Below are 24,228 nucleotides of genomic sequence, written 5' to 3'. Positions count from 1 at the left end.
ATATTTTCCCTAATTAGTGCTATGCCCTCTTGCTAATAAGGAAGAATGTTCCGATTGTCGCGCGCAGAAGAACATGAGTTCTGGAATTAGGAAGGAATTGGGATGGCTGTCCGTTTGGATGATCTAGATCGGAAAATCCTGAGTGAGTTGCAGCGCGATGCAGCGCAGTCTTTGGATGATATCGCGACGAAAGTGGGTAGTTCCAAGACACCGGTTTGGAATCGTATCAAGAAAATGAGGGAGGCCAAAATCATCGGCCAGCAAACGGTCGTTCTTGATGCGGAGGCGCTTGGGTTTGAAGCCTGCTTCTTTGTTCTAATCCGCACGTCAGAGCATGAAGGGGAGTGGCAACAGGCCTTCCTGAAGGCGCTGCTTGAACGTCCCGAAGTGCAAGAAGCGCATCGCCTCGCGGGCGAGATCGATTATATTCTCAAAGTGCGGGTCAAGAATGCGCGGGCTTATGATGTGTTTTACCAAGCCCTGATTTCGGAAGTGCGCATTTACAATGTGACGGCGCTGCTTTCGATGGAAGAGATCAAATCGACAACGATGCTGCCGCTTTAGGGTTTTGCCGAAGAGCCGCCGAGAAAGGCATCGAGCCTTCCTCGGCGGCGGTGCTCATTGCAGGCGTCAGCGCGTTAACAGGAGGCGGTCCAAACCGCGGAAATGGTAGATCGGCGCGTATTTCGGCTCTTGGGCGAGTGCCAAATTTGGCATGCGTTCAAACAAAATCGGGAGCGACGTTTGCAGCTCCAACCGGCCAAGGGGTGCACCGATGCAAAAATGCGCGCCAGCCCCGAAACTTGCGTTAACTTGTTTGAAGCGTTGTGGTTGAAACTTGTCTGCGGCCTCCCACCTTTGCGGGTCGCGATTTGCCGCGGCGAGCAGGCAGGCGATGCGATCCCCGCGCGAAAACCTATGCGGGCCAATGTCGACATCTTCATAAACATATCGCGTAAACATATGCAGAGGTGGGTCATAACGGAGCATTTCTTCGACGGTTTCTTCGATCGTATCTGGCGTCACCACCTCTGCGGAAAAATCGTTCTGGAGCATGGCTTTGAGGCCGTTACCTAACGTATGAACCGTTGCCTCATGCCCCGCGTTTAGCAACAAAACACAGGTCGCAATTAGCTCGTCGGTTGACAGTTTTTCGCCGTCTTCTTCTGCGGCAATCAGGTGGGTAATCAAATTGTCTTGGGGTTTGTCACGCCGAAAAGCGATATAGTCGCGCAAGAAGTCAGAAAACGCGCGGCCTGCAGTTGCCGCCGCAATTTCGTCTTCCGTGGTACGCCCCGCTTTATACATGCCAACAATCGCGTGGGACCAAGCGAGGAGGTCAGGTGCGCGCTCTTCTGGCACGCCTAAAAAACGCGCGATAACGATGACGGGAAGGGGTTCGGCAAAATGCTTGATGAGGTCAAATTCCCCCTCAGGCAAGCGGTCGATTAACTCATGTGCAAGCTGAGCGATTTCTGGCCCCAAAGAGGCAATGCGGCGACTGGTGAAGGCGCGTAAAACGAGGCCGCGCAAGCGGGTGTGACGCGGCGGCTCCAATTCCAACATCGAGTGGTTCTCGATAGCCCAAAATCCAGCCTGATGGGCAGGGGGGCAACAGCCATTTCGGCTGGAACTTCGCGGCCCATACGACGGTCGCGCAGGATAGCATTTACCGCAGCATAGGAAACAGCACAGGGCATGTCATAGTCGGTCCAATGAAACATTGAGCCACATTCCCGCGCGCGTTCGTAAAATGGATAGGGGTCTTGAACAAATGCAGGGTCTGTTGGCGCTTGGGAAAGTGTTTTCATGGAAGCCTCGTGAAGTTGAAAACCCAACCTTTCAAATGCGGGTGGTCAAGGCAAGGGCGGATGCCTATCCTGTGGCAAAAGGGGAGCCTATGCCACGTCGTTTTGGCGCAATCATCGCGTATTTATGTGCCGTTACCGGATTTTCGGCGCTGGTTTGGTGGTTTGCTTTTACGGCGGCCCTTACGCCTCTGGCGGAACGTGGACACGCGGACCTTTCGCTTGCATCGGATCGGTTGGTGGGGGAGTTGCAAAGGTTTCAGCAAGTTGGGGTTTTGCTCGCAGATCATCCGTCGCTTTTGAGCCTAGCAAAAGGCGGAGTTGACCCAGACGCTTTTTCTGTTTTGCTCGAAGCTGCGGACAAAACAGGCCCGCTCGAGATATTTTTGGTGGGGGCTGATGGCGAGGTTCTAGCAAGCTCTAAAGGGGTAAAGACCAACGAGAGAAACCAAAACTCAAAGGCATATTTCCAGCGTGCGATGGATGGTGCCTTGGGGGCATCCCATTTTTTAATCGAGGATATAGGCGCGCGAATTTTCTATTTTTCTGCGCCGCTGCTCGCGGGAGGTGCCCCCTTTGGCGCGGTGGTTGTCAAAGTCGATATCGAGGCCGTTGAGGAGAGTGATTGGCGAGGGGATCCGCAGGCGATTTTCTTCACGGATGAGGCGGGTGTGGTCTTTGTTTCAAACCGTTCAGAACTGCTGTTTCGGGAACGCAACGCATTGATCCCCTTAGAGAACCCGCATCCGTTCCTTGAACATTCTACGCAGATTATTTCTGGCCATGAGATTTGGCGCACAAATGGGTGGCCGTATATTCCTGCGCGGGCTTTGCATTTGACGCAGCCCGTGCCGGTGATCGGAATGACGGGTGAAGTGTTGATTTCCACAGCGCCCGCAGAACGAAATGCATGGCTTCAAGCACTTGTGGCGGCAGCGCTTTGTGTGACGTTTGGCGCGTTTCTGTATCTGGCCTCTGAGCGCAGACGAGGGTTGGCGGACCTTTTGGCAGTCGAAGCAGAAGCCAAAGCCGAGCTAGAGGGGCGGGTCCAATTACGCACCCAAGAACTCTCAAATGCGAACACGGATTTACGCCGTGAAATTACCGAACGCGAGGAGGCAGAATCCGCCTTGAAACAGGCGCAAGCCGATCTCGTTCAGGCCAGTAAACTCACAGCCCTTGGGGAAATGTCAGCAGGAATTAGCCACGAATTAAACCAACCACTGATGGCCATTCGCTCGTTTGCAGAAAACGCCGAGGTGTTTTTGGAGCGGGGGAATACCGAAGTCGCAGGCCAAAACCTCGCGAGGATTAGTGAATTGTCGCGCCGCATGGGGCGCATAATCAAAAACCTACGCGCGTTTGCACGGCAAGAATATGAGCCGATTACCAATGTCGACATTTGTTCCGTTGTTGATGCGGTTTTGGAGATGAGTGAAGAGAGACTTTTGCGGGAGGGCATTGCTGTGGATTGGCAACGGCCCCAAACCAGCATTTGGGCGCGCGGTGGCGAGGTGCGTTTGCAGCAGGTTTTGACCAATCTTTTGGCCAATGCCGCGGATGCAATGGACGCGAGCGCGCTTAAGAAAGTATCCATTCGGATTGACGCACAACCTGAGACTTGCCGTATCCATCTGCGTGACTTTGGCCCCGGAATTGACGCCCCCGAGAAGATTTTCGACCCGTTTTATTCGACCAAAAAAATTGGGGCCGCCGAAGGCATGGGGCTTGGGTTGAGTATCTCATATGGCTTGATCCAAAGCTTTGGGGGGAATATCCGTGGGCGCAATCATCCAGAAGGCGGCGCGGAATTCATTGTGGAATTGGCGGCGGCTCGAACCGGTGTGCAGGAGGAATAAGCGCGTGATTTCAAGGGTTTTGCTGGTAGATGACGATGCGCATGTGCGCGAAGCTTTGGGGCAAACACTCGCCTTGAACGATCTTGTACCGACACTTGCTGCAAGTTTTATCGAAGCAAAAGACCACATTTCAGCGGGCTTTCTGGGAGTTATACTAAGCGATATTCGGATGCCAGGAAAAGATGGGTTCCACCTTTTGGAATACACCCAGAATATTGATCCCGATTTGCCAGTTATCCTACTGACCGGCGAGGGCGATGTGCCGATGGCTGTGCGGGGTATTTCGGCGGGCGCGTTCGATTTTATTGAAAAACCCTGTGCGCCCCAAGACCTAGTGCTCGCTGTCCAAAAAGCATTACGCACGCGCAGTCTCGTACTTGAAAACCGTCGTCTGAAACAGCAGCTAGAAAAGGGGGATGCAGCAGAGCGGATGCTCTTTGGACAATCAAAGCCGGCGGATGAGTTGCGAAATCGCGTGCGCATCGTCGCAGCAACCAACGCGGATGTGTTGATCGCAGGTGTGACAGGTTCGGGCACGTCCAAAGTGGCAGAAGTGATCCACCTGTTATCCAACCTTGCGATGTCGACCTTTGATAAAATTGCAGCGTCGGAGTTGAGCGTCGAAGCGCTTGAAGGTGCGTTGGCTCAAGCAAAAGACGGAAGCCTGTTTATTGACGGTATTGCCTCCATGCCACCTGCAACACAGTTCGCGCTTTTGCAGCACATGGAGCAGGGTACGGGAGCGCGAATTTTGGCGGGCACGTACAAAGATTTGTCCGAATATGTTGAACATGGACGGTTTAATGAGGAGCTGTTTTTTCGCCTCGATGTGATGCGCGTGCGTATTCCAAGCCTGCGCGAGCGCCCAGAGGACATCCCCGTGCTGTTTCGCAATTATGTGCTGTTGGCTTGCGAACAGGCTGCGCTGCCGGTCCCTGAAATCACTCCGGAGGTTATCGCACGCCTTATGGCGCAGGAATGGCCGGGGAATGCGCGCGCCTTGATGAATGCGGCAATGCGGTTTGCAATGGGGTTTGCCGAGGTCGAAGTTGCGGATGATCTGGGCCTTGCTGAGCAGTTGTCGCGTGTCGAGCGCTCGTTGTTGACCGAGGCGCTGCGCAAGTACAAAGGCAACGCCAGTGAAGTCGCACGGGTTTTGAAACTGCCTCGCAAGACATTGTACGATAAGTTAACGCGTCACGGGATTCGTGCGGAAGTGTATCGATAAATCTGTGTGAAAAACCGCACAGTTCGGTTTTGACGGTGTGTGGAATTTCGCCAATTTGAGGAGCGCAATTAGAATAGATGATATTTTTGGAGATATAACGCTTTGTTTTTTAAGCACTCTTTCCTAAAGGGACCCTCGGAAATATTTTTCCTTGAACGTGCACTGTCTGCGCGTGTTTGGTGTGGCATGGTTCATTCGAGCCAACATAATCGGACTTTGGGAGGAGCCCCCGCATGAAATTTATTACTGCAACTGCCGCAATCGTGGCCGCATCTTTTACCGCTAACGCTGCCGCAGCGAGCTGTGAAGAAGGCGAAATCGTCATCAAATTCGCGCACGTAACCGCCGCCGTGAACCACCCGAAAGGGATCGCCGCTTCGTTGCTAGAAAGCCGCGTGAATGAAGAAATGAACGGCGTCGCCTGTATGGAAGTCTATCCGAATTCCACGCTGTATGATGACAACAAAGTTCTAGAAGCGATGCTGCAAGGCGATGTCCAACTGGCCGCGCCGAGCCTCTCAAAATTTGAGAAGTTCACCAAGCAATACCGCATTTTCGATCTACCCTTCATGTTCAAAAGCGTCGCCGCCGTTGACGAATTTCAATTCTCAGATGCGGGCCAAGCGATGAAGGACTCCATGCAAAACCGTGGCCTTCAAGGGCTTCAATTCTGGCACAATGGTATGAAGCAACTGTCCGCGAACAAACCGCTTATTTTGCCAACGGATGCGGAAGGCCTAAAATTCCGGGTGCAATCAAGCGACGTGCTTGTTGCACAAATGGATGCCATCGGCGCTTCTCCACAGAAAATGGCTTTCGCAGAAGTTTACGGTGCGTTGCAGCAGGGCGTTGTTGATGGTCAAGAAAACACTTGGACCAACATCTTCGGCAAGAAGTTCTTTGAAGTTCAGGACGGAATCACCGAAACCAACCACGGCATTCTCGACTATATGGTCGTAGCGTCTGTGGATTGGCTCGATAGTTTGGATGCCGACGTGCGGGACCAACTCCTTACAATCCTTGAGGAAGTGACCATCACACGGAATGCCGAAGCGACAATGCTGAACGAAGAAGCCAAAGCCAGTGTTATTGCTGCGGGGAGTGAAGTTCGCGAACTCACAGTTGAGCAACGTGCCATTTGGGTCGAAGCAATGAAGCCAGTTTGGGAGCAATTCTCAGGCGACGTTGGACAAGAAAATATCGACGCAGCACAGGCGATCAACGCAGGTCTATAAGAACTTCTGGCGCGGAGAGCCTCGGCTTTTCGCGCCCTTTTTCCATCTAAATTTCCGTGTAAGTGCGGCAAAAAAGGGGGGCGGGGACATGCATTCCAATAAAGGCACAAGCCTAATTGATGAAATAGAAGAAACGTTAATCGCAATTATTCTAGGGGCAATGACCCTCATTACATTCGCCAATGTCGTGGTCCGCCAAATGGACGGCAACATTCTATGGGCGCTTGAGTCGACGGTTTTCCTCTTTGGGTGGCTTGTCTTGCTCGGCGCATCCTATGCGGTCAAAAAAGGCGCGCATCTGGGGGTTGATGCCGTTATCAATCTATTTCCAGCTAAAGGACGCCGAGCGTTGGCGCTGATTTCTATCACAATTTGCATCGTTTTCTCGTTCTTGATGCTCAAAGGCGCGTGGGACTATTGGGCGAACTTCGCCAACCTTCCGGGCACAAACGGACGCTGGTTCCCACTGGGGTTTGAAGACTCGTTCCGTGGCAAAGGCTGGTACGAAACCAATGACATCCCGCATCCCGCATTTCTAGGCTGGATGGAGGGCTTTTTTAACGAAGGCGTCGCGTATGAAAAATTACCGCGCCTCGTGCCCTACATGGTCCTTCCCCTGTCTATGGCCTTGTTGTTATTCCGCTATATTCAGGTTGGTGTCTCGGTTTGGCGGGGCGATATTGATCGGATTGTGGCCAGCCACGAAGTTGAAGATGAAATCGCAGAAGTGCGGGAACGCCTTGGGGAGCACGGCTAATGGAAGTTTCAATTCTATTTATTATGGTCGTTGGTCTGATGTTGATCGGCGTGCCAATTGCGGTCTCTTTGGGCATGAGCTCGGTGCTGTTTTTGCTCTGGTTCTCAGACAGCTCTATGGCCTCCGTCGCACAGACATTGTTCAGCGCCTTTGAGGGACACAGCACACTTCTCGCGATCCCGTTCTTTATTTTGGCCTCAACCTTCATGTCCACAGGAGGGGTCGCGCTGCGGATCATTCGCTTCTCGATTGCTTGTGTCGGGCATATGCGGGGCGGCTTGGCGATTGCAGGGGTGTTCTCCTGCATGATTTTCGCCGCGCTTTCGGGCAGTAGCCCCGCGACAGTCGTCGCCATTGGCTCCATTGTGATCGGGGCGATGGTCAAAGCGGGCTACACGAAGGAATTTGCGGCAGGCGTGATTTGTAATGCGGGAACGCTTGGGATCTTGATCCCGCCATCAATTGTGATGGTTGTCTATGCTGCTGCGGTGGATGTTTCCGTTGGGCGGATGTTCCTTGCGGGGGTCATTCCAGGCCTGATGGCGGGCTTTATGCTCATGATCGCGATCTATGTCATGGCGCGCATCAAGAACATGCCGAAGGGCGAATGGGCTGGTTGGCGTGAAGTAGGGGCTAGCTTTCATGAGGCGGGTTGGGGCTTGTCCTTGATTGCGGTTATCATGCTTGGGATTTATGGCGTTCCCGGGCTTTATCCAGCGATATTTACCCCCACAGAGGCGGCCGCAGTTGCCTCGGTTTATGCCTTTTTAATCGCGAATTTCGTTTACCGCGACATGGGACCCTTGGCCGTTGAAGGCGAAGGTGAAAACAAAAGCCTGCTGAAAAAACCACACACACTCGTGACGGCTTTTTTCCACCGTGACACGCGAGATGCACTCTTTGAGGCAGGTAAGTTGACGGTAACGTTGATGTTCATCATTTCGATGGCTTTGATCCTGAAACATGTTTTGACAGACGAGCAAGTACCCCAAAACGTGGCTAAGGCGATACTTGCGGCTGGATTCGGCCCCATTATGTTCCTTGTCGCCGTGAATGTGATCCTTCTGATCGGGGGGCAATTTATGGAGCCGTCCGGTCTTTTGATGATCGTCGCACCACTGGTGTTTCCAATAGCGATGGAACTTGGGATTGATCCTATTCACTTGGGTATCATCATGGTCGTGAATATGGAAATTGGGATGATCACACCGCCAGTTGGGCTGAACCTCTTCGTGACGTCTGGCGTCGCGGGAATGCCGATGATGAGCGTTGTGCGCGCAGCCTTACCGTTCCTTGCGGTGTTGTTCGTCTTCCTGATTATCGTGACCTATGTGCCGATCATTTCGACCTTCTTGCCTGATCTGATGATGGGGCCGGAAATTATCACCAACTAACCGCAAATGCGGTGGCGCGGCAGGCCAAAACCTGCCGCGCCCATGGTATTCGGTAGCCGTGCCTCTGGCACGGCGGTTGCGTTTGTAAGGACGTGTTTCGTCTAAAGTCAGGCCAGAGAAAGGGCCGAAATAATCCCGTTGAAATCAGATGCCTTGAGAGAAGCGCCGCCGACGAGGGCCCCGTCCACATTAGACGTTGCGAATATATATTCAGCATTTGAGGGCTTTACGGAGCCACCGTACAGGAGGCGCATGGATTCCGCTGTTTCTGTGCCAAAGCGGTTGGCAAGTTCCGCGCGGATGAAATCATGGACTTCTGCGATTTGCTCAAGGGTTGGGACAAGGCCAGTCCCAATGGCCCATACGGGTTCGTATGCGATCACAGTGTTGTCGCCCGTCGCAGCATTTGGAGTGGAATGGGTCAGTTGATCTGCAATAACCGCGAGGGTTTCACCCGCCTCACGTTGCGCCAAAGTTTCGCCAATGCAAATAACAGCAATGAGGTTTTGATCCCACGCCGCCGCAGTTTTAGCAGCAACAATTGCATTGCTTTCGCCATGATCTGTGCGCCGCTCTGAGTGGCCCGTCAAAACATAGGTCGCGCCAGCATCGGCGAGCATTGCAGCCGATACATCGCCTGTATGCGCACCATTTTGAGCGGTGTGGCAGTCTTGGCCGCCGATTGCTATTTTGGCATTGGCTTGGGCCGCGCGTGACACAAGAGGCGTGGGTGGACAGATCAAAACGTCTATGTTTTCGGGGGACGCTAAGTCAGCCAACTCGGACAGATTTGCACCGATCCCGTTCATTTTCCAATTTCCTGCGGCAAGTTTTCTGCGCATTTTGGCAGTCTCCAGTCGGTTAAATGTTATAACGGGCCGAGGAGATTGCTAGCGGATCAAGACGGGGTTGGGAAGTGTGGCCTTTAAAACCTGCAGAATTTTTTCAATGCAGGAGGGCAAAGCGGATTGAAATCCCAGTGGGAAAACCCGAAGCCCTAAGCTCCGGGAATTGTCAAACCTTGCGCGGCCATCTCTTCAACGTCCGCGAATTTTATCGATTCTCCACAACCACAGGCGTCTACAACATTGGGATTGATGAATTTAAAACCCGCTTCTAGCAAGGATACTTCATAATCAATTTTGGTTCCAAAAAGAAACATTTGCGCCATTGGGGCAATCATCACAACGGCATCGCCCTCGCGGATCACTTCGTCATGCGGGTTTAATTCGGACACATATTCCATCGTATATTCCATGCCCGCACAGCCGCCTTTTTTGACCCCAATGCGCAGCCCTTCTGACCCGTCCCGCGCCATCAAGCGCGAAATCTGTGCGATGGCTGAAGGGGTCATCGTGACCGCGTTTTTACCGGGAATGCCAAACATATTCTTTTCCTACTCAAATCCTTAAGGTGGTACCCTACAAAAATGGGGTTACATGAACCCAAGTTCAAGGCGTGCTTCGTCGCTCATCATTTCCATACCCCAGGGTGGCTCCCATGTGAGATCAACTTCTATCGATTTTACACCGGGTAGGGATTCGATGGCTTCGGCTACCCAGCCGGGCATTTCACCGGCCACAGGACATCCCGGTGCCGTGAGGGACATGATGACGCTTGTGTCACCTTCCTCATTGATTTCAATCGTATAAATCAGACCCAAATCGTAAATATTTACAGGGATTTCAGGGTCATAAACTGTGCGGCACGCATCCACAATCGAGTCATAAAGCGCGTGTTCGCTACTGGATGGTTTGATCAAAGGAGCCCCTTCGATCGGGGATTGAGAAGTCGCGTCCATTTTGGGCCTCATTTATAATAGTTGACCAATTATATAGGGATAACGAAGCAAACGTCCAGAGGGGCTCGTACCCAATGTTGTGACCGGACTCCCCAACGCTCATAAAGGCAGGAAGGTGCTTTGTTTTTTCTGGCGCAATACGAAATGAGTGGTGCTCGAACGCACAATACCGAGGCTTAAAATGCCTTTCATCAGGAAGGTTTCAAGGTCCTCTGGGTCTTTTGCGACGATTTTAAGCAAATAATCATCTGAGCCTGTGATGGATGCACATTCAACGATTTGTTCTTCGCGGGCAACAAATGCATCAAAAGCGTCTATTGTCGTTTGAGTATGATCTAAAAGGGAAATATGAATATAGGCCTGTGTATTGAGGCCAATTTTTCGGGCGTCCAGAATGGCGGTATATTGTGCAATTGTGCCGTTTTCCTCCAGCTTTCGAACGCGCCGCCAACAAGGGGATGTCGAGAGGTTCACTTCGCGGGCGAGATCTTGCAGACTCATTTTTCCATCACGCTGGAGCGCGGCTAATATGGCGATGTCGTGGGAATCTAAAGCATCCATTTGGTGGTAATTTCCAGCTACTATGGTGTTTGAGGGATAATTTGCCTCATTATTGCGCTAAAGGCAGGTTTGAGGCAAGATTTTTCCCCTCGTTTGTGAAATCCTTCTTATAGCGAAGAGGAGGCAGCAAGTGACCAAAATGAGTGCATATTCTGCAAAGATTCCCGACGAAAAGGGGCACATCGCATATTCTGAGGAAGAAGATGGCGTTTGGCGCGACCTTTATGCGGCCCAAGAGTTGCCCGTTCACAGACATATGGCCGAGCCGTATCTGCGGGGGTTAAAGGTCTTGGATTTGCCACATGATCGCGTTCCGCAATGCAACGAGGTTTCCGAACGGCTGCGTGGCTTGACCGGTTGGCAAGTGGCACCCGTGCCTGCACTCATCGGTTTTGGGCGATTCTTTGGAATGTTGGCGGATAAAAACTTCCCCGCGGCCTCGTTTATTCGTAGCCGCAAGGATTTCGACTACATCGAAGAGCCTGATATTTTTCACGAGATTTTCGGGCACACGCCGCTTTTGGCCGATCCGCGGATTGCGCGTGTGTCTCAGGCCATTGGTAAAGCGGGTCTAAAGGCCGAGGTTAAGGACTATAGTTGGCTGATCCGACTGTATTGGTTTTCGATTGAATTTGGCCTTTTACAGCAAGGGCAGGGCGTGAAGGCTCTAGGGTCAGGGCTGGCGTCGTCGCCCACCGAGCTTGCTTATTCGGTCAATTCCGAGGTGCCAGAGCGGCGTGAGTTTAACCTGCTCGACGTGCTGCGCACCCCTTATCGGATTGATATTCATCAGCCAGTCTATTTCGTGATACAATCGATTGAGGATCTGGAGGAAATGTCGGAGCGCGATCTGCTGGCGGATGTGCGAGTCGCACAATCCATGGGCCTCTTTGCTCCGACTTACCCAGAAAAAGCCGTGTCCTAGGCGCAGATATGGAGCGAAATTATGACGGAAGTTTGCATGTTGAGTGACAAGTCCTGCGCGCCTTGCCAAGGGATTGGCGAAGCGATGGAATTGAGCGTCGCACAAGGAATGATGGTGCAATTAGCGGACGGGTGGGTGTTGGCCGACGATGGCAAAAGCTTGACCCGCGAATACAGGTTCAAGGGATTTGCCAAGGCCGTCTATATGGCCAATACGGCGGCGTTTTTGGCGGACCAACAGGGGCACCACCCCGACGTGAGTTTTGGGTGGGGGTATTGTCGGGTTTTGTTCACCAGTCACGAGTTGGGCGGATTGTCGGAGAATGATTTCATTTGCGCCGCCAAGCTCGATCAAATGGTGGCCGTCACTGCGAGAGCTTGAGGGCAAAGGGGCCTGTTTGGGAAAATAGCTTGGCATTCGACGTAAATTCCCTACAAGGGCCAATTCCATGCTTTGTGGTCCACAAGGGGCCGTTCCGAATCCAAATCGAGTGCCAAAATGACGCAAAAGTTCACCTTTGATCTGCAAGCCACCGACGGACAAGCCCGCACGGGTGTGATTTCCACGCCGCGCGGTGATATTCGCACACCTGCGTTTATGCCCGTTGGGACGGCGGCTACGGTCAAGGCAATGTTGCCCGAAAGCGTTGCGGCGACGGGGGCGGATATCCTTTTGGGGAACACTTATCATTTGATGCTGCGCCCGACTGCGGAGCGGATTGATCGTTTGGGGGGCCTGCATAAATTCATGAACTGGGACAAGCCGATCCTCACGGACAGCGGTGGGTTTCAGGTGATGAGTCTCGCGGGTCTACGTAAAATGAGTGAGGAGGGGGTTAAGTTTTCTTCCCATATTGACGGCTCCAAACATATGTTGACACCCGAGCGCTCGATGGAAATCCAGAAGCTATTGGGCTCCGATATCGTCATGTGTTTTGACGAATGCCCTGCATTACCTGCCACCGATGCCGAGGTGTCGAAATCAATGCAAATGTCGATGCGGTGGGCGCAACGTTCACGTGATGCCTTTGGCGATCGTCCAGGCCACGCGTTGTTTGGCATCCAACAAGGCGGCGTCACGCAGGATTTGCGGGCAGAAAGCGCGGAAAAACTGCGCGAGATCGGGTTTGATGGCTATGCTGTTGGCGGCCTTGCTGTGGGCGAGGGGCAGGAGGCGATGTTTGGGGTGCTGGACTATGCGCCCGACATGTTGCCCACCGACCGTCCACGTTATTTGATGGGCGTCGGTAAACCCGATGATATCGTTGGGGCCGTGGCGCGGGGCATCGATATGATGGACTGTGTCCTTCCCAGCCGTTCTGGTCGCACGGGTCAATTGTTCACGCGCAATGGGGTGATTAATATCAAAAACGCGCGCCACGCGGATGACCCACGCCCCTTGGATGAAGCTTGCACATGCCCCGCCTGTTCCAACTATTCCCGCGCCTATTTGCACCATGTTTTCCGCTCGCAAGAGATGATCTCGGGGATGCTTTTGACGTGGCACAATCTGCACTATTTCCAAGAGTTGATGTCGGATATGCGCGCGGCAATTGCTGTCGGCGCTTTTGAGGCGTTCCAAAAGAAATTCCACGAGGATCGGGCGGCAGGAGACATTGAGCCGCTCTAGATGGGCCCTCAAGATTCAACTCCTGCGCGAAAATGTGCTGAAGGTGAATAATTCGTGAAGTCCCCGTGATTATTGCCAAAAAACGTGGATATCTGCGGATTAACGTCTAATTTGGCTGAAAACCCTGAGGGCACGCGTGTTTGTGCCCTTGAAATAAGACCCACATAAAGGCATTCTTACCCAAAGCTTTGCCGGAAACGGTTGAAAGTTCGGGGACAGGCCCCCAACTATAAATCCGACACGGAGAAGATACCGGTTGCCGCCAAGCGGGGCCATTTCTTCTTGCTAATAATAAGGACTAGACATGCACGAGCAACTTAATTCCTCTTATCCCGTACTGCCATTGCGCGATATTGTGGTGTTTCCACATATGATTGTGCCGCTTTTCGTTGGTCGCGATAAATCTGTCCGCGCCCTCGAAGAAGTGATGGCCGATGACAAACACATTCTTCTCGCAAGCCAGATCGATCCCGCTGTGGATGATCCGGATAGCGATGGAATCTACAAAGTTGGCGTTTTGGCCAACGTGCTGCAACTGTTGAAATTGCCCGACGGGACCGTGAAGGTTTTGGTCGAGGGTATTCAGCGCGTGCGCATTAACGAATATCTTGAGAATGCTGAATTCTTTGAAGCAACAGCGGAGTTCCTTGAAGAGGTCCCCGGCGAAGAAGACATGATTGAAGCGCTTGTGCGTTCGGTTGGCGAAGAATTCCAGCGCTATGCAAAGGTTAAGAAAAACATCCCCGAAGAAGCGCTCGCCGCTGTATCCGACGCCTCGGATAGCGCAAAACTTGCCGACCTTGTGGCCGGCCATTTGGGGATCGAAGTCCAACAAAAGCAAGAGCTTTTGGAAACCTTGCCGATCGATGTGCGGCTTGAAAAGGTTTATGGCCTTATGCAGGGCGAAATGTCCGTGCTTCAGGTCGAGAAAAAGATCAAAACCCGCGTCAAAACTCAAATGGAGCGCACCCAGCGCGAATACTATTTGAATGAGCAAATGAAAGCCATTCAGAAGGAATTGGGCGACGGCGACGAAGAACAAGACGAAGTTGCAGAGCTTGAAGAACGCATTGCCAAGACCAAATTCTCCAAGGAAGCCCTCGAGAAGGCGAATGCGGAGCTCAAGAAGCTCAAAAATATGAGCCCAATGTCGGCCGAGGCAACGGTTGTGCGCAACTATCTCGACTGGATGCTGTCCATTCCGTGGAACAAGCGCAGCAAGGTCAAAAAAGACCTCGCGGGGGCGGAAAAGGTGCTCGACGACGATCACTATGGCCTCGAAAAAGTTAAAGAACGCATCGTTGAATATCTTGCCGTGCAACAACGCAGCAAGAAGCTGAAGGGGCCAATCCTCTGTCTCGTCGGCCCTCCTGGTGTCGGGAAAACCTCGCTTGGGAAATCCGTAGCTAAAGCAACAGGGCGCGAGTTCATTCGCATCAGCCTTGGCGGCGTGCGCGATGAAAGCGAAATCCGTGGTCACCGCCGGACGTATATTGGCTCCATGCCGGGTAAAATCATTCAGGCTTTGAAAAAGGCCAAAACGTCGAACCCGCTAATTTTGCTCGATGAGATCGACAAGATGGGCCAAGATTTCCGTGGCGATCCCGCGTCTGCTATGCTGGAAGTGCTTGATCCGGAACAAAACTCCACATTTGTGGATCACTATCTTGAGGTCGAATACGACCTTTCTGATGTGATGTTCCTGACAACCTCGAACAGCTATAACATGCCGGGTCCGCTCTTGGACCGGATGGAAATCATTCCGCTTGCGGGTTACACAGAAGATGAAAAAGCCGAGATCGCCAAGCAACATTTGATCTCAAAGCAGATCAAAAATCATGGTCTTCGCAAGAATGAATTTGAGGTCACAGATGGGGCGCTCATGGATATTTTGCGGTACTACACACGGGAAGCTGGCGTGCGGAACCTTGAGCGTGAGTTGGCGAAATTGGCACGTAAAGCTGTGACCATGATCGTGCGCAAAAAGGAAGAAATCGTGCGTGTGACCTCCGACAACCTGTCTGAGTTCCTTGGTGTACGGCGTTTCCGCTATGGTTTGGCCGAAGAAGAAGACCAAGTTGGTGTGGTAACTGGCCTTGCTTGGACCAGTGTTGGCGGTGAATTGCTCTCGATCGAAGCGCTTAAATTGCCTGGCAAGGGTCGGATGAAAACAACCGGCAAGTTGGGCGACGTGATGAAGGAAAGCATCGAAGCTGCGAGTAGTTTTGTGCGCTCCATCAGTCCCGAAATTGGGGTGAAACCACCGGTATTCGAGAAAATCGACATCCACGTGCACGTTCCAGAGGGCGCGACTCCAAAAGACGGGCCAAGCGCGGGTGTTGGCATGGTGACGTCGATTGTGTCTGTGTTGACGGGAATCCCTGTGAAAAAGGACATCGCCATGACCGGCGAGGTCACATTGCGCGGCAATGTGTTGCCCATTGGTGGCTTGAAAGAGAAGCTATTGGCGGCGCTGAGGGGAGGGGTGAAAACCGTTCTCATTCCAGCAGAAAACGAAAAAGATCTGGTGGATATTCCGAACAACGTCAAAGACGGTTTGACGATTATTCCGGTGTCGCATGTGAGCGAAGTTCTGAAACACGCTTTGGTCTCTAAGCCGGAGCCGATTTTGTGGGATGAAGAAGCCGAGGAAGCTGCGCGGTTGGCGTCAATTGCAAGTCAAAGCAGCAATCCGAACCACCCAGTCGCACACTAGGACTAACACCTAAGAAGTTTTAGGGCGTCGAGAAATCGGCGCCCTTTTCGCATGCGCTGTGTTGCGTTTTTGAAATATCTCTTTGAATACTATGCGGTTTCTTTTGAATGAGTGGATTGTTAAGGAGGGATCAGATACTCTGTTCCCATAATCGAAACAATTGGACAGCCTCATGACCACATCTAGCAAGAAAACAACATTGAGCGAAAAAGCCACCACGGTTGAGCCAAAATCTGTCCCAACAGCGGAAACTGCTCCTCGCACGGTCGAGGGTGTTACTCCTTCGGAGAACGTTACTGAGCGCGCTCCCGAGATGAAAAAGAACGATTTGATCGATCGCATCATTGCCAAGAACGGCATGAAGCGAAAAGACGTTAAGCCATTGGTCGAAACCCTGCTTTCCGTTCTAGGAGAGGCGATTGGCAAGGGCGAAACGCTCAACCTTCAGCCCATGGGCAAGCTTGTCATTAAGAAAACAAAGGACATGCCCAATGCAACAGTGACCGTCTGCCGCATTCGGCGCTCCAAATCGCTTTGATTGTTTGGTTTTACGAAACGTGGCCATAATTGAGGTCACAAAGTCCGCAGGCGTTTGGCTCGTGAGGCGCCCAGGATCGTTGTGCTTTTTCAAACCAAAAAGAACGCGTTGGGTTGCCCTCCCTTTGCAAGGGCGTTAGCCGTTTGAAAAAACGCAAAGTACGAGGCCCCAATGTCGAAATTCCCCCTATATTCATATTGCGGCACGGCCAGACCGAATGGAATCTTGGGCATCGGTTGCAGGGATCGCTGGATTCTCCCCTGACTGCGCGTGGCAAGGAGCAAGCGGTCGTGCAGCAACGCCTTCTGGCGGAGGTGTTCGCGAGAGAAACGGCGCAAGTTGTGGTGAGTCCCCTCGGACGAACCCGTCAGACGGCCGAGATTGCCCTGCGCGGTCATAAGCTTGTTTCCCCTCCAAGATTCGATCCACGTATTGCCGAAATTTCGGCGGGGCTCTGGGAGGGTTTGGAACGCAGCGAAATCAAGCGGCTTTGGCCAAGTTCTTGCCAAGCATCCTGTGATTTCGAGTATTATACGGGGGCGATAAACGGGGAGGGCGTTGATAAACTTCGCAAAAGGTGCACTACGTTTCTCAACGAACTTACCACGACAACTGTTCTCATAACGCACGGAATTTGCTCAGTAATGTTGCGAGGAATCCTTTGTGGGTTGGAACATCAGGCGATGTGCAAGTTGCCACTGACACAAGGATGTATCTTTGAAGTTCGCGATGGCGTGGAAGTAATTTTGCAAGAAGCAAAATAATCGCATTTTTGCTCTTGCATCCCCCCATGTGCCTAGGCTAATTAGCGCTTACCGGGTCGTTAGCTCAGTTGGTAGAGCGCTTCGTTTACACCGAAGATGTCGGGAGTTCGAGCCTCTCACGACCCACCATATATCCCCAGGTACCGTATAAATTTCAAAATGCATCATTTGTTGATGCCTGTTTGACGTCGAGTTATTTCAACGGGTTTCCCTGCTGTTAAGGGGCAATTGGAGCCTCGGTTTACTGAAAAAATATGCCTGAAAATATTTGTTCACTTTCCTTGCGCTTTTCGGTCGAACGCGGCTTGACGCCAGCAACCGCGCACCCTAAAAGCAGCCTCACGCTTGGGTAGTTACTCAAGAGTGCAGAACGCGGTTGTAGCTCAGCTGGTTAGAGTACCGGCCTGTCACGCCGGGGGTCGCGGGTTCGAGCCCCGTCAACCGCGCCACTGCACTTTTGGAAGACGCCTATTGCGATGCGCGGTTGTAGCTCAGCTGGTTAGAGTACCGGCCTGTCACGCCGGGGGTCGCGGGTTCGAGCCCCGTCAACCGCGCCACTTTTCCTTTTTCATAATAATATCAACTCAAACCAACACCGATTGGTTTTGCGTTGTCAGGTTCCACAGAACGTCGCGTAGACGCGCTCGTCCGCTTTTGGCGTATCCATGAGGGCTGTGTCGTCTGGGGCCTCGTAGGGGGTGCTGAGGGCCTCGTGGAGGCTTGCGAAGGGCGCGAGATCGCCTTTGACGGCGGCTTTGATAGCTTGTTCAACGCGGTGATTGCGGGGAATAACCGCTGGGTTTGCGCGGGCCATCACCGAATCCGGATTCGCCTCTGTTTTAAGGCGCAATTTCCAACGGGCTTCCCAGTTCTCAAAATCTGATGGGCTGCTGAATAATTCTGATGTGCGGCCATGTGACAGCGACCAAAAGAGCTGTGTGAAATCAACTTCCTCGCCGGCCATGATTTCAAGCAATTCGACGATGAGCGTGCGGTCGGATTGAGTCGCTGACTCGAGGCCGATCTTCTTGCCAAACACCGAGAGCCATGCGCGATGAAAGCGAGGCACGAAGCTGTTTACGGCTTGGGTCGCTTGGGCAATGGCCTCGTCTTGTGGGCCCATAATTGCAATCAAGCTGCTTGCGAATTGTGCGAGATTCCATGCGGCAATATCGGGCTGGCTTTGATAAGCATAGCGCCCCTGCTGGTCGATGGACGAAAACACGCGCGCGGGATCAAATCCGTCCATGAAGGCACAGGGGCCATAGTCGATGGTGATTCCACCCACGTGGCAATTATCGGTGTTCATCACGCCATGAATAAAGCCCAAACCCATCCATTGCGCCACAAGATCAGCTTGCGCGTTGACGGCGGCTTGCAAGAGGCCAAGCGGGCCATCAACTTCGGGATAGTGGCGCGCGATGGCCATGTCCGTCAGGAGCGCGAGCGCTTCGGTATCGTTGCGATAGGCGAAATACTGAAAGGTGCCGACGCGTAAATGGCTACTGGCCACACGCGTGAGGATAGCGCCGGGGAGGGCTGTTTCGCGTTGGACGCGCTCCCCCGTCGCGACAATGGCCAAGGCGCGTGTTGTGGGGACGCCGTAGGCATGCATTGCCTCGCTCACGAGGAATTCCCGCAAGACGGGGCCAAGCCACGCGCGACCGTCGCCGTTGCGCGAATAGGGGGTGGGGCCAGAGCCTTTGAGCGCGATATCAAACCGTGCGCCGGAGGGGGTGAGGACTTCGCCCAACAGATGCGCGCGCCCATCGCCAAGGCGTGGGACGAAGTTGCCGAATTGGTGTCCGGCATAGGCCTGTGCGATGGGCTGCGAGCCTTCGGAAATGGCATTGCCAGACAACATGTTGAGCAGGTTGTCGCTGTGGAACAGATCTTCGGAAAGCCCAAGTTCCAGCGCGAGTTCCTGATTGAGCGCCAGCAGTTCCGGCGCGCCAACCGGAGTTGGGGCTGTTTCCGCGAACATCGTTTTAGGGAGGCGCGCAAATGAGTTATCAAATTTAAACAGTGTCATACGCGCGCCTCTTAATGTGGTTTCAGTCTAAAGCCGCCCGATGCGTTCCGTTAAAAGAGCGAAAAACCCATCGGCGTCAATCTCGCTCATGAAGGTAGCATTCGGCGCGCGGTCCGTCACCCCCCACCAATCGGCGACCGTCATTCCAAGCGTCAATTCGGAGATGGTTTCGATCTCGACATTGACGAAGCGGCCCTGAAATAACTCGGGCTTAATCAAATAAGCGATGACGCAGGGATCGTGGAGTGGCGCACCAAGGGAGCCATATTTTTCTTTGTCAAAACGCTCAAAAAAGTCCGTCCATTCAGCAACCATTTTCCCCAGAGCCGTCCCCAGCGCGCGAAAGGCATCCACCCGCGCGGCGGTGGTCAAAGCTTTGTGGGTAACGTCGAGGGGCATGACAGTGATTTTTATGCCAGATTTAAAAACAATATCAGCGGCTTCTGGGTCGACGTAGATGTTGAATTCTGCGGCGGGAGTGATGTTTCCTACTTCAAAGTACGCACCGCCCATCAAGACGATCTCTTGGACACGCGCAATGATGTCGGGCGCTTTTTCAAACGCTACGCCGATGTTGGTGAGAGGGCCAAGAGGGCAAAGCGTGACCGTGCCTGCGGGTTCAGCGCGCAGGGTTTCGATGATGAAGTCCACGGCGTGGCCCGCAGTCAGCGCCATCGTCGGTTCGGGCATCACAGGGCCGTCGAGGCCAGTTTTGCCATGCACATGTTCCGCGGTAACAAGGGCGCGCTTCATTGGCGCGTCGCAGCCCGCAAAAACCTTTGTGTCGGGCTTTCCCGCCAATTCACAAACGATGCGCGCGTTCTTTTCCGTGAGGGCCAAGGGCACGTTGCCAGCGACAGCAGTAATCCCCAAAACGGTTATGTCTTCAGGGCTTCCGAGCGCCAAAAGGATGGCGACGGCGTCGTCTTGGCCTGGGTCGGTATCGATGATGATTTTGCGGGGCGTTTTATGTGCATTCATTAACTTGGCTTCCTATCGTGAAGTCGAAGATTGCGCAGACAAACACGGATTTGCAAGTAAAGACTTGGCTATAAATGCAAACACCCCCGCACAATTGGCAGGGGTGTTTTCGTTTGGTCAGACCGAATATTAACCGTCAAAATCTACTGTTTCCGCGAGGCGAATGGCCTGTGCGCGCAACTGTGCGATTTCCATCAAGTTGGTCTCGTCTGCGGTGAATTCACCCCAGCTTGCAACAACAGGATCGACGCTTGTTCCTGGTGCGATTGGATATTCAAAGTTCTTCGCAGCGTAGATTTCTTGAGCTTTGGAGGACGCCAAGAATTCCATGAATTTCACGGCATTGTCCCTGTTTGGTGCATATTTCGTCATCGCGACACCAGAGATGTTGACGTGTGTGCCAGAGCCTTCAAACGTTGGGAAAACGATATCAACTGAGTCGGCCCATGCCTTTTGTTCCTCATCGGCCAACATTTGACCCATGTAATAAGTGTTGCCGATCGCGATGTCGCATTCTGCGGCCCAAATCGCCTTGATCTGTGCGCGGTCGTTGCCTTGTGGTTTGCGCGCGAGGTTGGCTTTCACTCCTTCAAGCCATGTGGTGACGTAGGCCTCGTCGTGGTGCGAAAGCATGGCCGCGATCAGCGCTGTGTTATAGGCGTGCGTGCCGGAGCGGGTACAGATACGCCCTTTCCATTTTGGGTCTGCGAGGTCCTCATAGGTTGTGACTTCGCCGTCTGCGACCCGATCTTTGGAGGCATAAATAACGCGTGCACGGGTGGTGAGGCCAAACCATTCATTGTTTTCACCGCGTAGGTTAGCGGGAATATTGGCGGTGAGGATTTCGCTCTCGACAGGTTGGGTGAGGCCCGCTTCGATGACCGAATTCAAACGCGCAATATCGACCGTCAAAATGACATCAGCGGGGGTGCGATTGCCTTCGGCGGTCAGTTTTTCTACCATGCCTTTTTCAAGGAAAGCGACGTTCACGTCGATGCCTGTTTCCGCGGTAAAAGCTTCTGTAAGGGGGGCGATCAGTTCTGGTTGACGATAGGAATAAACATTCACTTCGTCGGCAAGTACGGGGGACGCGAGGGCCAAAGTGGCAAGCGTTGTGATCAGGCGCATGGTATCTCCGAGTAAAAAAGTGCGAATTGTATGAGGGCTTTTAATCTGACTAAAACACTCAGGTCAAGAGTGGAGTGGATAATACCCCACTAAAATAATCAGAATAATTGTCGCGGGTAGATTACCCTGTTGTAACTGCGCGCTTTTCTTGGCGTTTCACGGCATCCCACAACGCGTCCATTTCAGCCAGATTGGACTCGACCGGAGTTTTTCCCTGCTCCGCAAGTAGGGCTTCGATCCCCTCAAAGCGCCGCGTAAATTTGGCGTTTGCTGCACGGAGCGCGGCCTCTGGGTCGACTTTCATATGGCGGGCGACATTGGCCATGACGAAAAGCAAATCCCCGAATTCTTCCTCAACTTCGGTTTGGGTAAGTTCTGCGCGTGCCTCGGCGAGTTCTTGAGTTTCTTCGACGACTTTATCCAAAACCTGCGAAATATCGGGCCAATCAAAGCCGACCCGCGCCGCACGTTTTTGCAATTTCACAGCCCGCAACAGGGCAGGAAGCCCAACAGCCACCCCTTCCAGAGCACCTTTTTGTTCTTTGTCGGAACGCTCGGCAGCCTTGATTTTTTCCCAATCAACTGTTTGTTGCGCTGCAGATTTGTCGCGGCTTTCGTCACCAAAAACATGCGGGTGGCGGGCAATCATCTTGTCGCTGATGTTTTGGGTGATGCTTTGGAAGGTGAAATCTCCGGCCTCGGCCCCGATTTGCGCTTGAAACACGACTTGAAGGAGTAAATCGCCTAATTCGCCCTCAAGTTCCGCAATGTCACCCCGTTCAATCGCGTCGGCAACCTCATAGGCCTCTTCAATCGTATAGGGGGCGATACTGGCGTAATCCTGTTCGATATCCCAAGGGCAGCCCGTTTCGGGGTCTCTTAGGCGCTCCATTATGGCCAAAAGTCGTGAAATTTCGCGATTTGACGTCAGGAGAGGTTGTTGTGCCATTGCAGCGCCCTTTTGTTTCAGAAAGACTATGGCGAGTTAGACAAACGACGGCATGGGAGTCCAGAGCAGATGGCAGTTATCAATCGGATAGGGGATCTGAGTGCGGAAATGACCACTTGGCGTCGGGCATTGCACGAGAACCCAGAGCTTGGGTTCGAATGCCACGAGACCGCTGCGTTCGTCGCTCAGAAACTTCGTGAATTTGGGGTGGATTCGATTGAGGAAGGCATCGCTAAAACGGGGATCGTTGCAATCATCAATGGCCAGAAACCTGGCCCCACAATTGGCCTGCGCGCCGATATGGATGCTCTCCCGATGCAAGAAGAAAGCGGCGTGGAATACGCGTCCAAGAATGACGGAAAAATGCACGCCTGTGGCCACGATGGACACACGACGATGTTGCTGGGCGCGGCCAAATACCTTGCGGAAACCCGCAATTTTTCGGGGCGGGTAGCATTGTTGTTCCAGCCTGCCGAAGAAGGCGGCGGCGGCGGCGAAGTTATGTGCCAAGAAGGGGTCATGGACCGCTTTGACATCCAAGAAGTCTATGCCATCCACAACGCGCCCGAAGTGCCTGTCGGCAAGTTTGAAACCTGCGTCGGGCCGAATATGGCAGCGGTTGATAGCTTTGATATTTTCATCAAAGGGACCGGCGGACATGCCGCGATGCCACACGAAACTGCCGACCCGATTATGACTGCTGTCGCGCTTGCGCAAGGCATCCAAAGCATCGTGAGTCGCAATCACAAAGCCACCGACGATTTGGTGGTATCTGTCACGCAAATTCACGCGGGGACCGCCGACAATATTATCCCCGATACGGCCTATATCAATGGAACCGTGCGCACCTTTGCAAAGGATGTACAGGCCATGGTGATGAAACGGCTTGAGGAACTTTGTAGCGGATATTCAAGTGCTTACGGGGTGCATGCAAAGCTGGTTTATCATAAAGGTTATCCGGCCACGATTAATCACGCCGCGCAAACCGCAAAGGCCGCAGAAGTGGCACGGAGCATCGTGGGAGAGGCCAACGTCGACGCCGAGGCAAGTCGGATCATGGCCGCCGAGGACTTCGCCTATATGCTCGAAGAACGCCCCGGGGCCTATCTTCATTTGGGGCAGGGTATGGGCGCGCAAGTTCACCACCCCGCCTATGTTTTCAATGATGAAATCCTACCCATTGGCGCGTCTTTCTTTGCCCGTCTGGTGGAAAACTCCCAGCCTTTAACCTGACCTTCATTTAGAGAATTGATACGTAATGATTAAACTACTCATGGGATTGGCGGGGGTCTTGGCCCTTTTTTCGCTCTATGTCCGATTGGCGCCTAGTCCTGCGTCACTGTGGCACCGTTCGGTTCATGACATAGCGGAACCGTCTGAGAAGAGTTATCGAACCACGCTTCAGGGGATCGATTTTTTGCAACTGCATGATCTTATCCTGCAAACGGACCGCACAAAGGTTCTGGCGGGCTCTCCAGAGGAGCGGCACGTCACCTATATCACCCGTTCAGCGCTTTGGAACTTCCCAGATTATACCACAATTGAGCAATCAGGATCCGAGACGGCGATTGTTGGCAGGTCAAGATTTGGGAAAAAAGATCTTGGGGTAAATCAGGCGCGTATCCAAGGATGGGTCGCGGATTTGATACAGACCGGAGGATAGGCAGCCCTCGGATTGTTCGCGCCACATTGGGTTGTTGAGCGACATCTCGCAGCGGGCTGTAAACATACGTCCATCGACCTGTAAACAGATGGATTGGCCCAGTTCGACACGACTTCCCGTTTTGTCGGTGCAGTAGCATGAAATCTCAGGCAGCGGTGGCGCAGCAACGCTTTGGTTGGCCGTTTCGGCAAGGCTTGCTGTGCCCAGCAAAGCAAAAATTAAGCTTAAACCGTTCATATGACGATCTTAGCACATTTCGC

23 protein-coding genes, 3 tRNA genes and 1 pseudogene are annotated in these 24,228 nt (G+C 53.0%); 17 read left to right on the top strand and 10 right to left on the bottom strand.

The window, feature by feature from the left end:
• The first annotated feature begins 102 nt into the window (after positions 1 to 102).
• Positions 103 to 564, top strand: coding sequence for an Lrp/AsnC family transcriptional regulator (locus tag RC74_RS19555; protein ID WP_039000477.1), 462 nt, complete (start codon positions 103 to 105; stop codon positions 562 to 564).
• Positions 565 to 630: 66 nt separating this feature from the next.
• Here RC74_RS19555 and RC74_RS19550 read toward each other — a convergent pair.
• Positions 631 to 1,811 (bottom strand): annotated as a pseudogene (locus RC74_RS19550) (cytochrome P450).
• Between the two features lie 89 nt (positions 1,812 to 1,900).
• On the opposite strand from RC74_RS19550, the gene RC74_RS19545 reads away from it, so the two are divergent.
• The 5 genes from RC74_RS19545 to RC74_RS19525 all read left to right on the top strand — a co-directional run bounded on the left by RC74_RS19545 (position 1,901) and on the right by RC74_RS19525 (position 8,281).
• Positions 1,901 to 3,667: a sensor histidine kinase gene (locus RC74_RS19545; RefSeq protein WP_039000557.1), complete on the top strand. Its 1,767-nt coding sequence runs from the start codon at positions 1,901 to 1,903 to the stop codon at positions 3,665 to 3,667.
• 4 nt (positions 3,668 to 3,671) lie between these two features.
• Entirely contained in the window at positions 3,672 to 4,895 is a 1,224-nt protein-coding gene (locus RC74_RS19540; RefSeq protein ID WP_039000474.1) for a sigma-54-dependent transcriptional regulator, read from the top strand.
• A gap of 233 nt (positions 4,896 to 5,128) precedes the next feature.
• Positions 5,129 to 6,130, top strand: coding sequence for a DctP family TRAP transporter solute-binding subunit (locus RC74_RS19535; RefSeq protein WP_039000473.1), 1,002 nt, complete (start codon positions 5,129 to 5,131; stop codon positions 6,128 to 6,130).
• 88 nt (positions 6,131 to 6,218) lie between these two features.
• Entirely contained in the window at positions 6,219 to 6,887 is a 669-nt protein-coding gene (locus tag RC74_RS19530) for a TRAP transporter small permease (protein WP_039000471.1), read from the top strand.
• The gene (locus RC74_RS19525; RefSeq protein ID WP_039000470.1) at positions 6,887 to 8,281 is read left to right on the top strand and encodes a TRAP transporter large permease; all 1,395 of its coding nucleotides are present in this window, start codon (positions 6,887 to 6,889) and stop codon (positions 8,279 to 8,281) included. The genes RC74_RS19530 and RC74_RS19525 overlap by 1 nt, the downstream gene beginning before the upstream one ends.
• Positions 8,282 to 8,388: 107 nt before the next feature.
• Here RC74_RS19525 and tpiA read toward each other — a convergent pair whose 3' ends face one another.
• From tpiA to RC74_RS19505, 4 genes are all read right to left on the bottom strand, one after another.
• Positions 8,389 to 9,123 carry a triose-phosphate isomerase gene (tpiA, locus tag RC74_RS19520; protein ID WP_039000468.1) on the bottom strand — a complete coding sequence of 245 codons (735 nt, stop codon included), beginning with the start codon at positions 9,121 to 9,123 and terminating at the stop codon, positions 8,389 to 8,391.
• Between the two features lie 155 nt (positions 9,124 to 9,278).
• Positions 9,279 to 9,668: a HesB/IscA family protein gene (locus RC74_RS19515; protein ID WP_039000467.1), complete on the bottom strand. Its 390-nt coding sequence runs from the start codon at positions 9,666 to 9,668 to the stop codon at positions 9,279 to 9,281.
• A gap of 48 nt (positions 9,669 to 9,716) precedes the next feature.
• Positions 9,717 to 10,082: an SUF system Fe-S cluster assembly protein gene (locus RC74_RS19510; protein ID WP_039000466.1), complete on the bottom strand. Its 366-nt coding sequence runs from the start codon at positions 10,080 to 10,082 to the stop codon at positions 9,717 to 9,719.
• Positions 10,083 to 10,181: 99 nt separating this feature from the next.
• The gene (locus RC74_RS19505; protein WP_039000465.1) at positions 10,182 to 10,643 is read right to left on the bottom strand and encodes an Lrp/AsnC family transcriptional regulator; all 462 of its coding nucleotides are present in this window, start codon (positions 10,641 to 10,643) and stop codon (positions 10,182 to 10,184) included.
• A 139-nt stretch (positions 10,644 to 10,782) separates the two neighbouring features.
• Between RC74_RS19505 and phhA the strand changes: the two genes are divergently transcribed.
• The 9 genes from phhA (at position 10,783) to RC74_RS19460 (ending at position 17,772) form a co-directional block, all read left to right on the top strand.
• Positions 10,783 to 11,568, top strand: a complete 786-nt coding sequence (gene phhA / locus RC74_RS19500) for a phenylalanine 4-monooxygenase (RefSeq protein WP_236940093.1) — start codon at positions 10,783 to 10,785, stop codon at positions 11,566 to 11,568.
• A 21-nt stretch (positions 11,569 to 11,589) separates the two neighbouring features.
• Positions 11,590 to 11,949: a 4a-hydroxytetrahydrobiopterin dehydratase gene (locus tag RC74_RS19495; protein ID WP_039000463.1), complete on the top strand. Its 360-nt coding sequence runs from the start codon at positions 11,590 to 11,592 to the stop codon at positions 11,947 to 11,949.
• Between the two features lie 117 nt (positions 11,950 to 12,066).
• Positions 12,067 to 13,197 carry a tRNA guanosine(34) transglycosylase Tgt gene (gene tgt, locus RC74_RS19490; protein WP_039000462.1) on the top strand — a complete coding sequence of 377 codons (1,131 nt, stop codon included), beginning with the start codon at positions 12,067 to 12,069 and terminating at the stop codon, positions 13,195 to 13,197.
• A gap of 304 nt (positions 13,198 to 13,501) precedes the next feature.
• Positions 13,502 to 15,913, top strand: coding sequence for an endopeptidase La (gene lon / locus RC74_RS19485; protein ID WP_039000461.1), 2,412 nt, complete (start codon positions 13,502 to 13,504; stop codon positions 15,911 to 15,913).
• 172 nt (positions 15,914 to 16,085) lie between these two features.
• Positions 16,086 to 16,451: an HU family DNA-binding protein gene (locus RC74_RS19480; protein ID WP_052274617.1), complete on the top strand. Its 366-nt coding sequence runs from the start codon at positions 16,086 to 16,088 to the stop codon at positions 16,449 to 16,451.
• Positions 16,452 to 16,594: 143 nt separating this feature from the next.
• Positions 16,595 to 17,215 (top strand): histidine phosphatase family protein, encoded by a 621-nt coding sequence (locus RC74_RS19475; RefSeq protein ID WP_179946746.1) that lies wholly within the window; start codon positions 16,595 to 16,597, stop codon positions 17,213 to 17,215.
• Between the two features lie 53 nt (positions 17,216 to 17,268).
• Positions 17,269 to 17,344 (top strand) — tRNA-Val (locus tag RC74_RS19470).
• A 243-nt stretch (positions 17,345 to 17,587) separates the two neighbouring features.
• Positions 17,588 to 17,664 (top strand) — tRNA-Asp (locus RC74_RS19465).
• A 31-nt stretch (positions 17,665 to 17,695) separates the two neighbouring features.
• Positions 17,696 to 17,772, top strand: a tRNA-Asp gene (locus RC74_RS19460).
• A 56-nt stretch (positions 17,773 to 17,828) separates the two neighbouring features.
• Here RC74_RS19460 and RC74_RS19455 read toward each other — a convergent pair.
• The 4 genes from RC74_RS19455 to mazG form a co-directional block, all read right to left on the bottom strand.
• Positions 17,829 to 19,247 carry a protein adenylyltransferase SelO gene (locus RC74_RS19455; protein WP_062628372.1) on the bottom strand — a complete coding sequence of 473 codons (1,419 nt, stop codon included), beginning with the start codon at positions 19,245 to 19,247 and terminating at the stop codon, positions 17,829 to 17,831.
• A gap of 27 nt (positions 19,248 to 19,274) precedes the next feature.
• The gene (locus RC74_RS19450) at positions 19,275 to 20,228 is read right to left on the bottom strand and encodes a nucleoside hydrolase (RefSeq protein WP_039000588.1); all 954 of its coding nucleotides are present in this window, start codon (positions 20,226 to 20,228) and stop codon (positions 19,275 to 19,277) included.
• Positions 20,229 to 20,357: 129 nt separating this feature from the next.
• On the bottom strand, positions 20,358 to 21,356 hold the full coding sequence (locus tag RC74_RS19445; RefSeq protein WP_039000589.1) for a Fe(3+) ABC transporter substrate-binding protein: 999 nt from the start codon (positions 21,354 to 21,356) through the stop codon (positions 20,358 to 20,360).
• A 121-nt stretch (positions 21,357 to 21,477) separates the two neighbouring features.
• The gene (gene mazG / locus RC74_RS19440) at positions 21,478 to 22,305 is read right to left on the bottom strand and encodes a nucleoside triphosphate pyrophosphohydrolase (protein ID WP_039000590.1); all 828 of its coding nucleotides are present in this window, start codon (positions 22,303 to 22,305) and stop codon (positions 21,478 to 21,480) included.
• Positions 22,306 to 22,374: 69 nt separating this feature from the next.
• Between mazG and RC74_RS19435 the strand changes: the two genes are divergently transcribed.
• Positions 22,375 to 23,538 carry a M20 aminoacylase family protein gene (locus RC74_RS19435; protein WP_039000591.1) on the top strand — a complete coding sequence of 388 codons (1,164 nt, stop codon included), beginning with the start codon at positions 22,375 to 22,377 and terminating at the stop codon, positions 23,536 to 23,538.
• Between the two features lie 25 nt (positions 23,539 to 23,563).
• The gene (locus RC74_RS23815) at positions 23,564 to 23,968 is read left to right on the top strand and encodes a DUF1499 domain-containing protein (protein WP_039000592.1); all 405 of its coding nucleotides are present in this window, start codon (positions 23,564 to 23,566) and stop codon (positions 23,966 to 23,968) included.
• Here RC74_RS23815 and RC74_RS21960 read toward each other — a convergent pair.
• Positions 23,885 to 24,205 (bottom strand): hypothetical protein, encoded by a 321-nt coding sequence (locus RC74_RS21960; protein ID WP_082802369.1) that lies wholly within the window; start codon positions 24,203 to 24,205, stop codon positions 23,885 to 23,887. The two genes, RC74_RS23815 and RC74_RS21960, sit on opposite strands and share 84 nt — an antisense overlap.
• Between the last annotated feature and the right edge of the window lie 23 nt (positions 24,206 to 24,228).

Origin of the sequence: Falsihalocynthiibacter arcticus, from assembly GCF_000812665.2 — a bacterium.
GTDB lineage: Bacteria > Pseudomonadota > Alphaproteobacteria > Rhodobacterales > Rhodobacteraceae > Falsihalocynthiibacter > Falsihalocynthiibacter arcticus.
The sequence above is the reverse complement of the archived record's forward strand: the minus strand, read 5'-3'. Positions and strand labels throughout refer to the sequence as shown.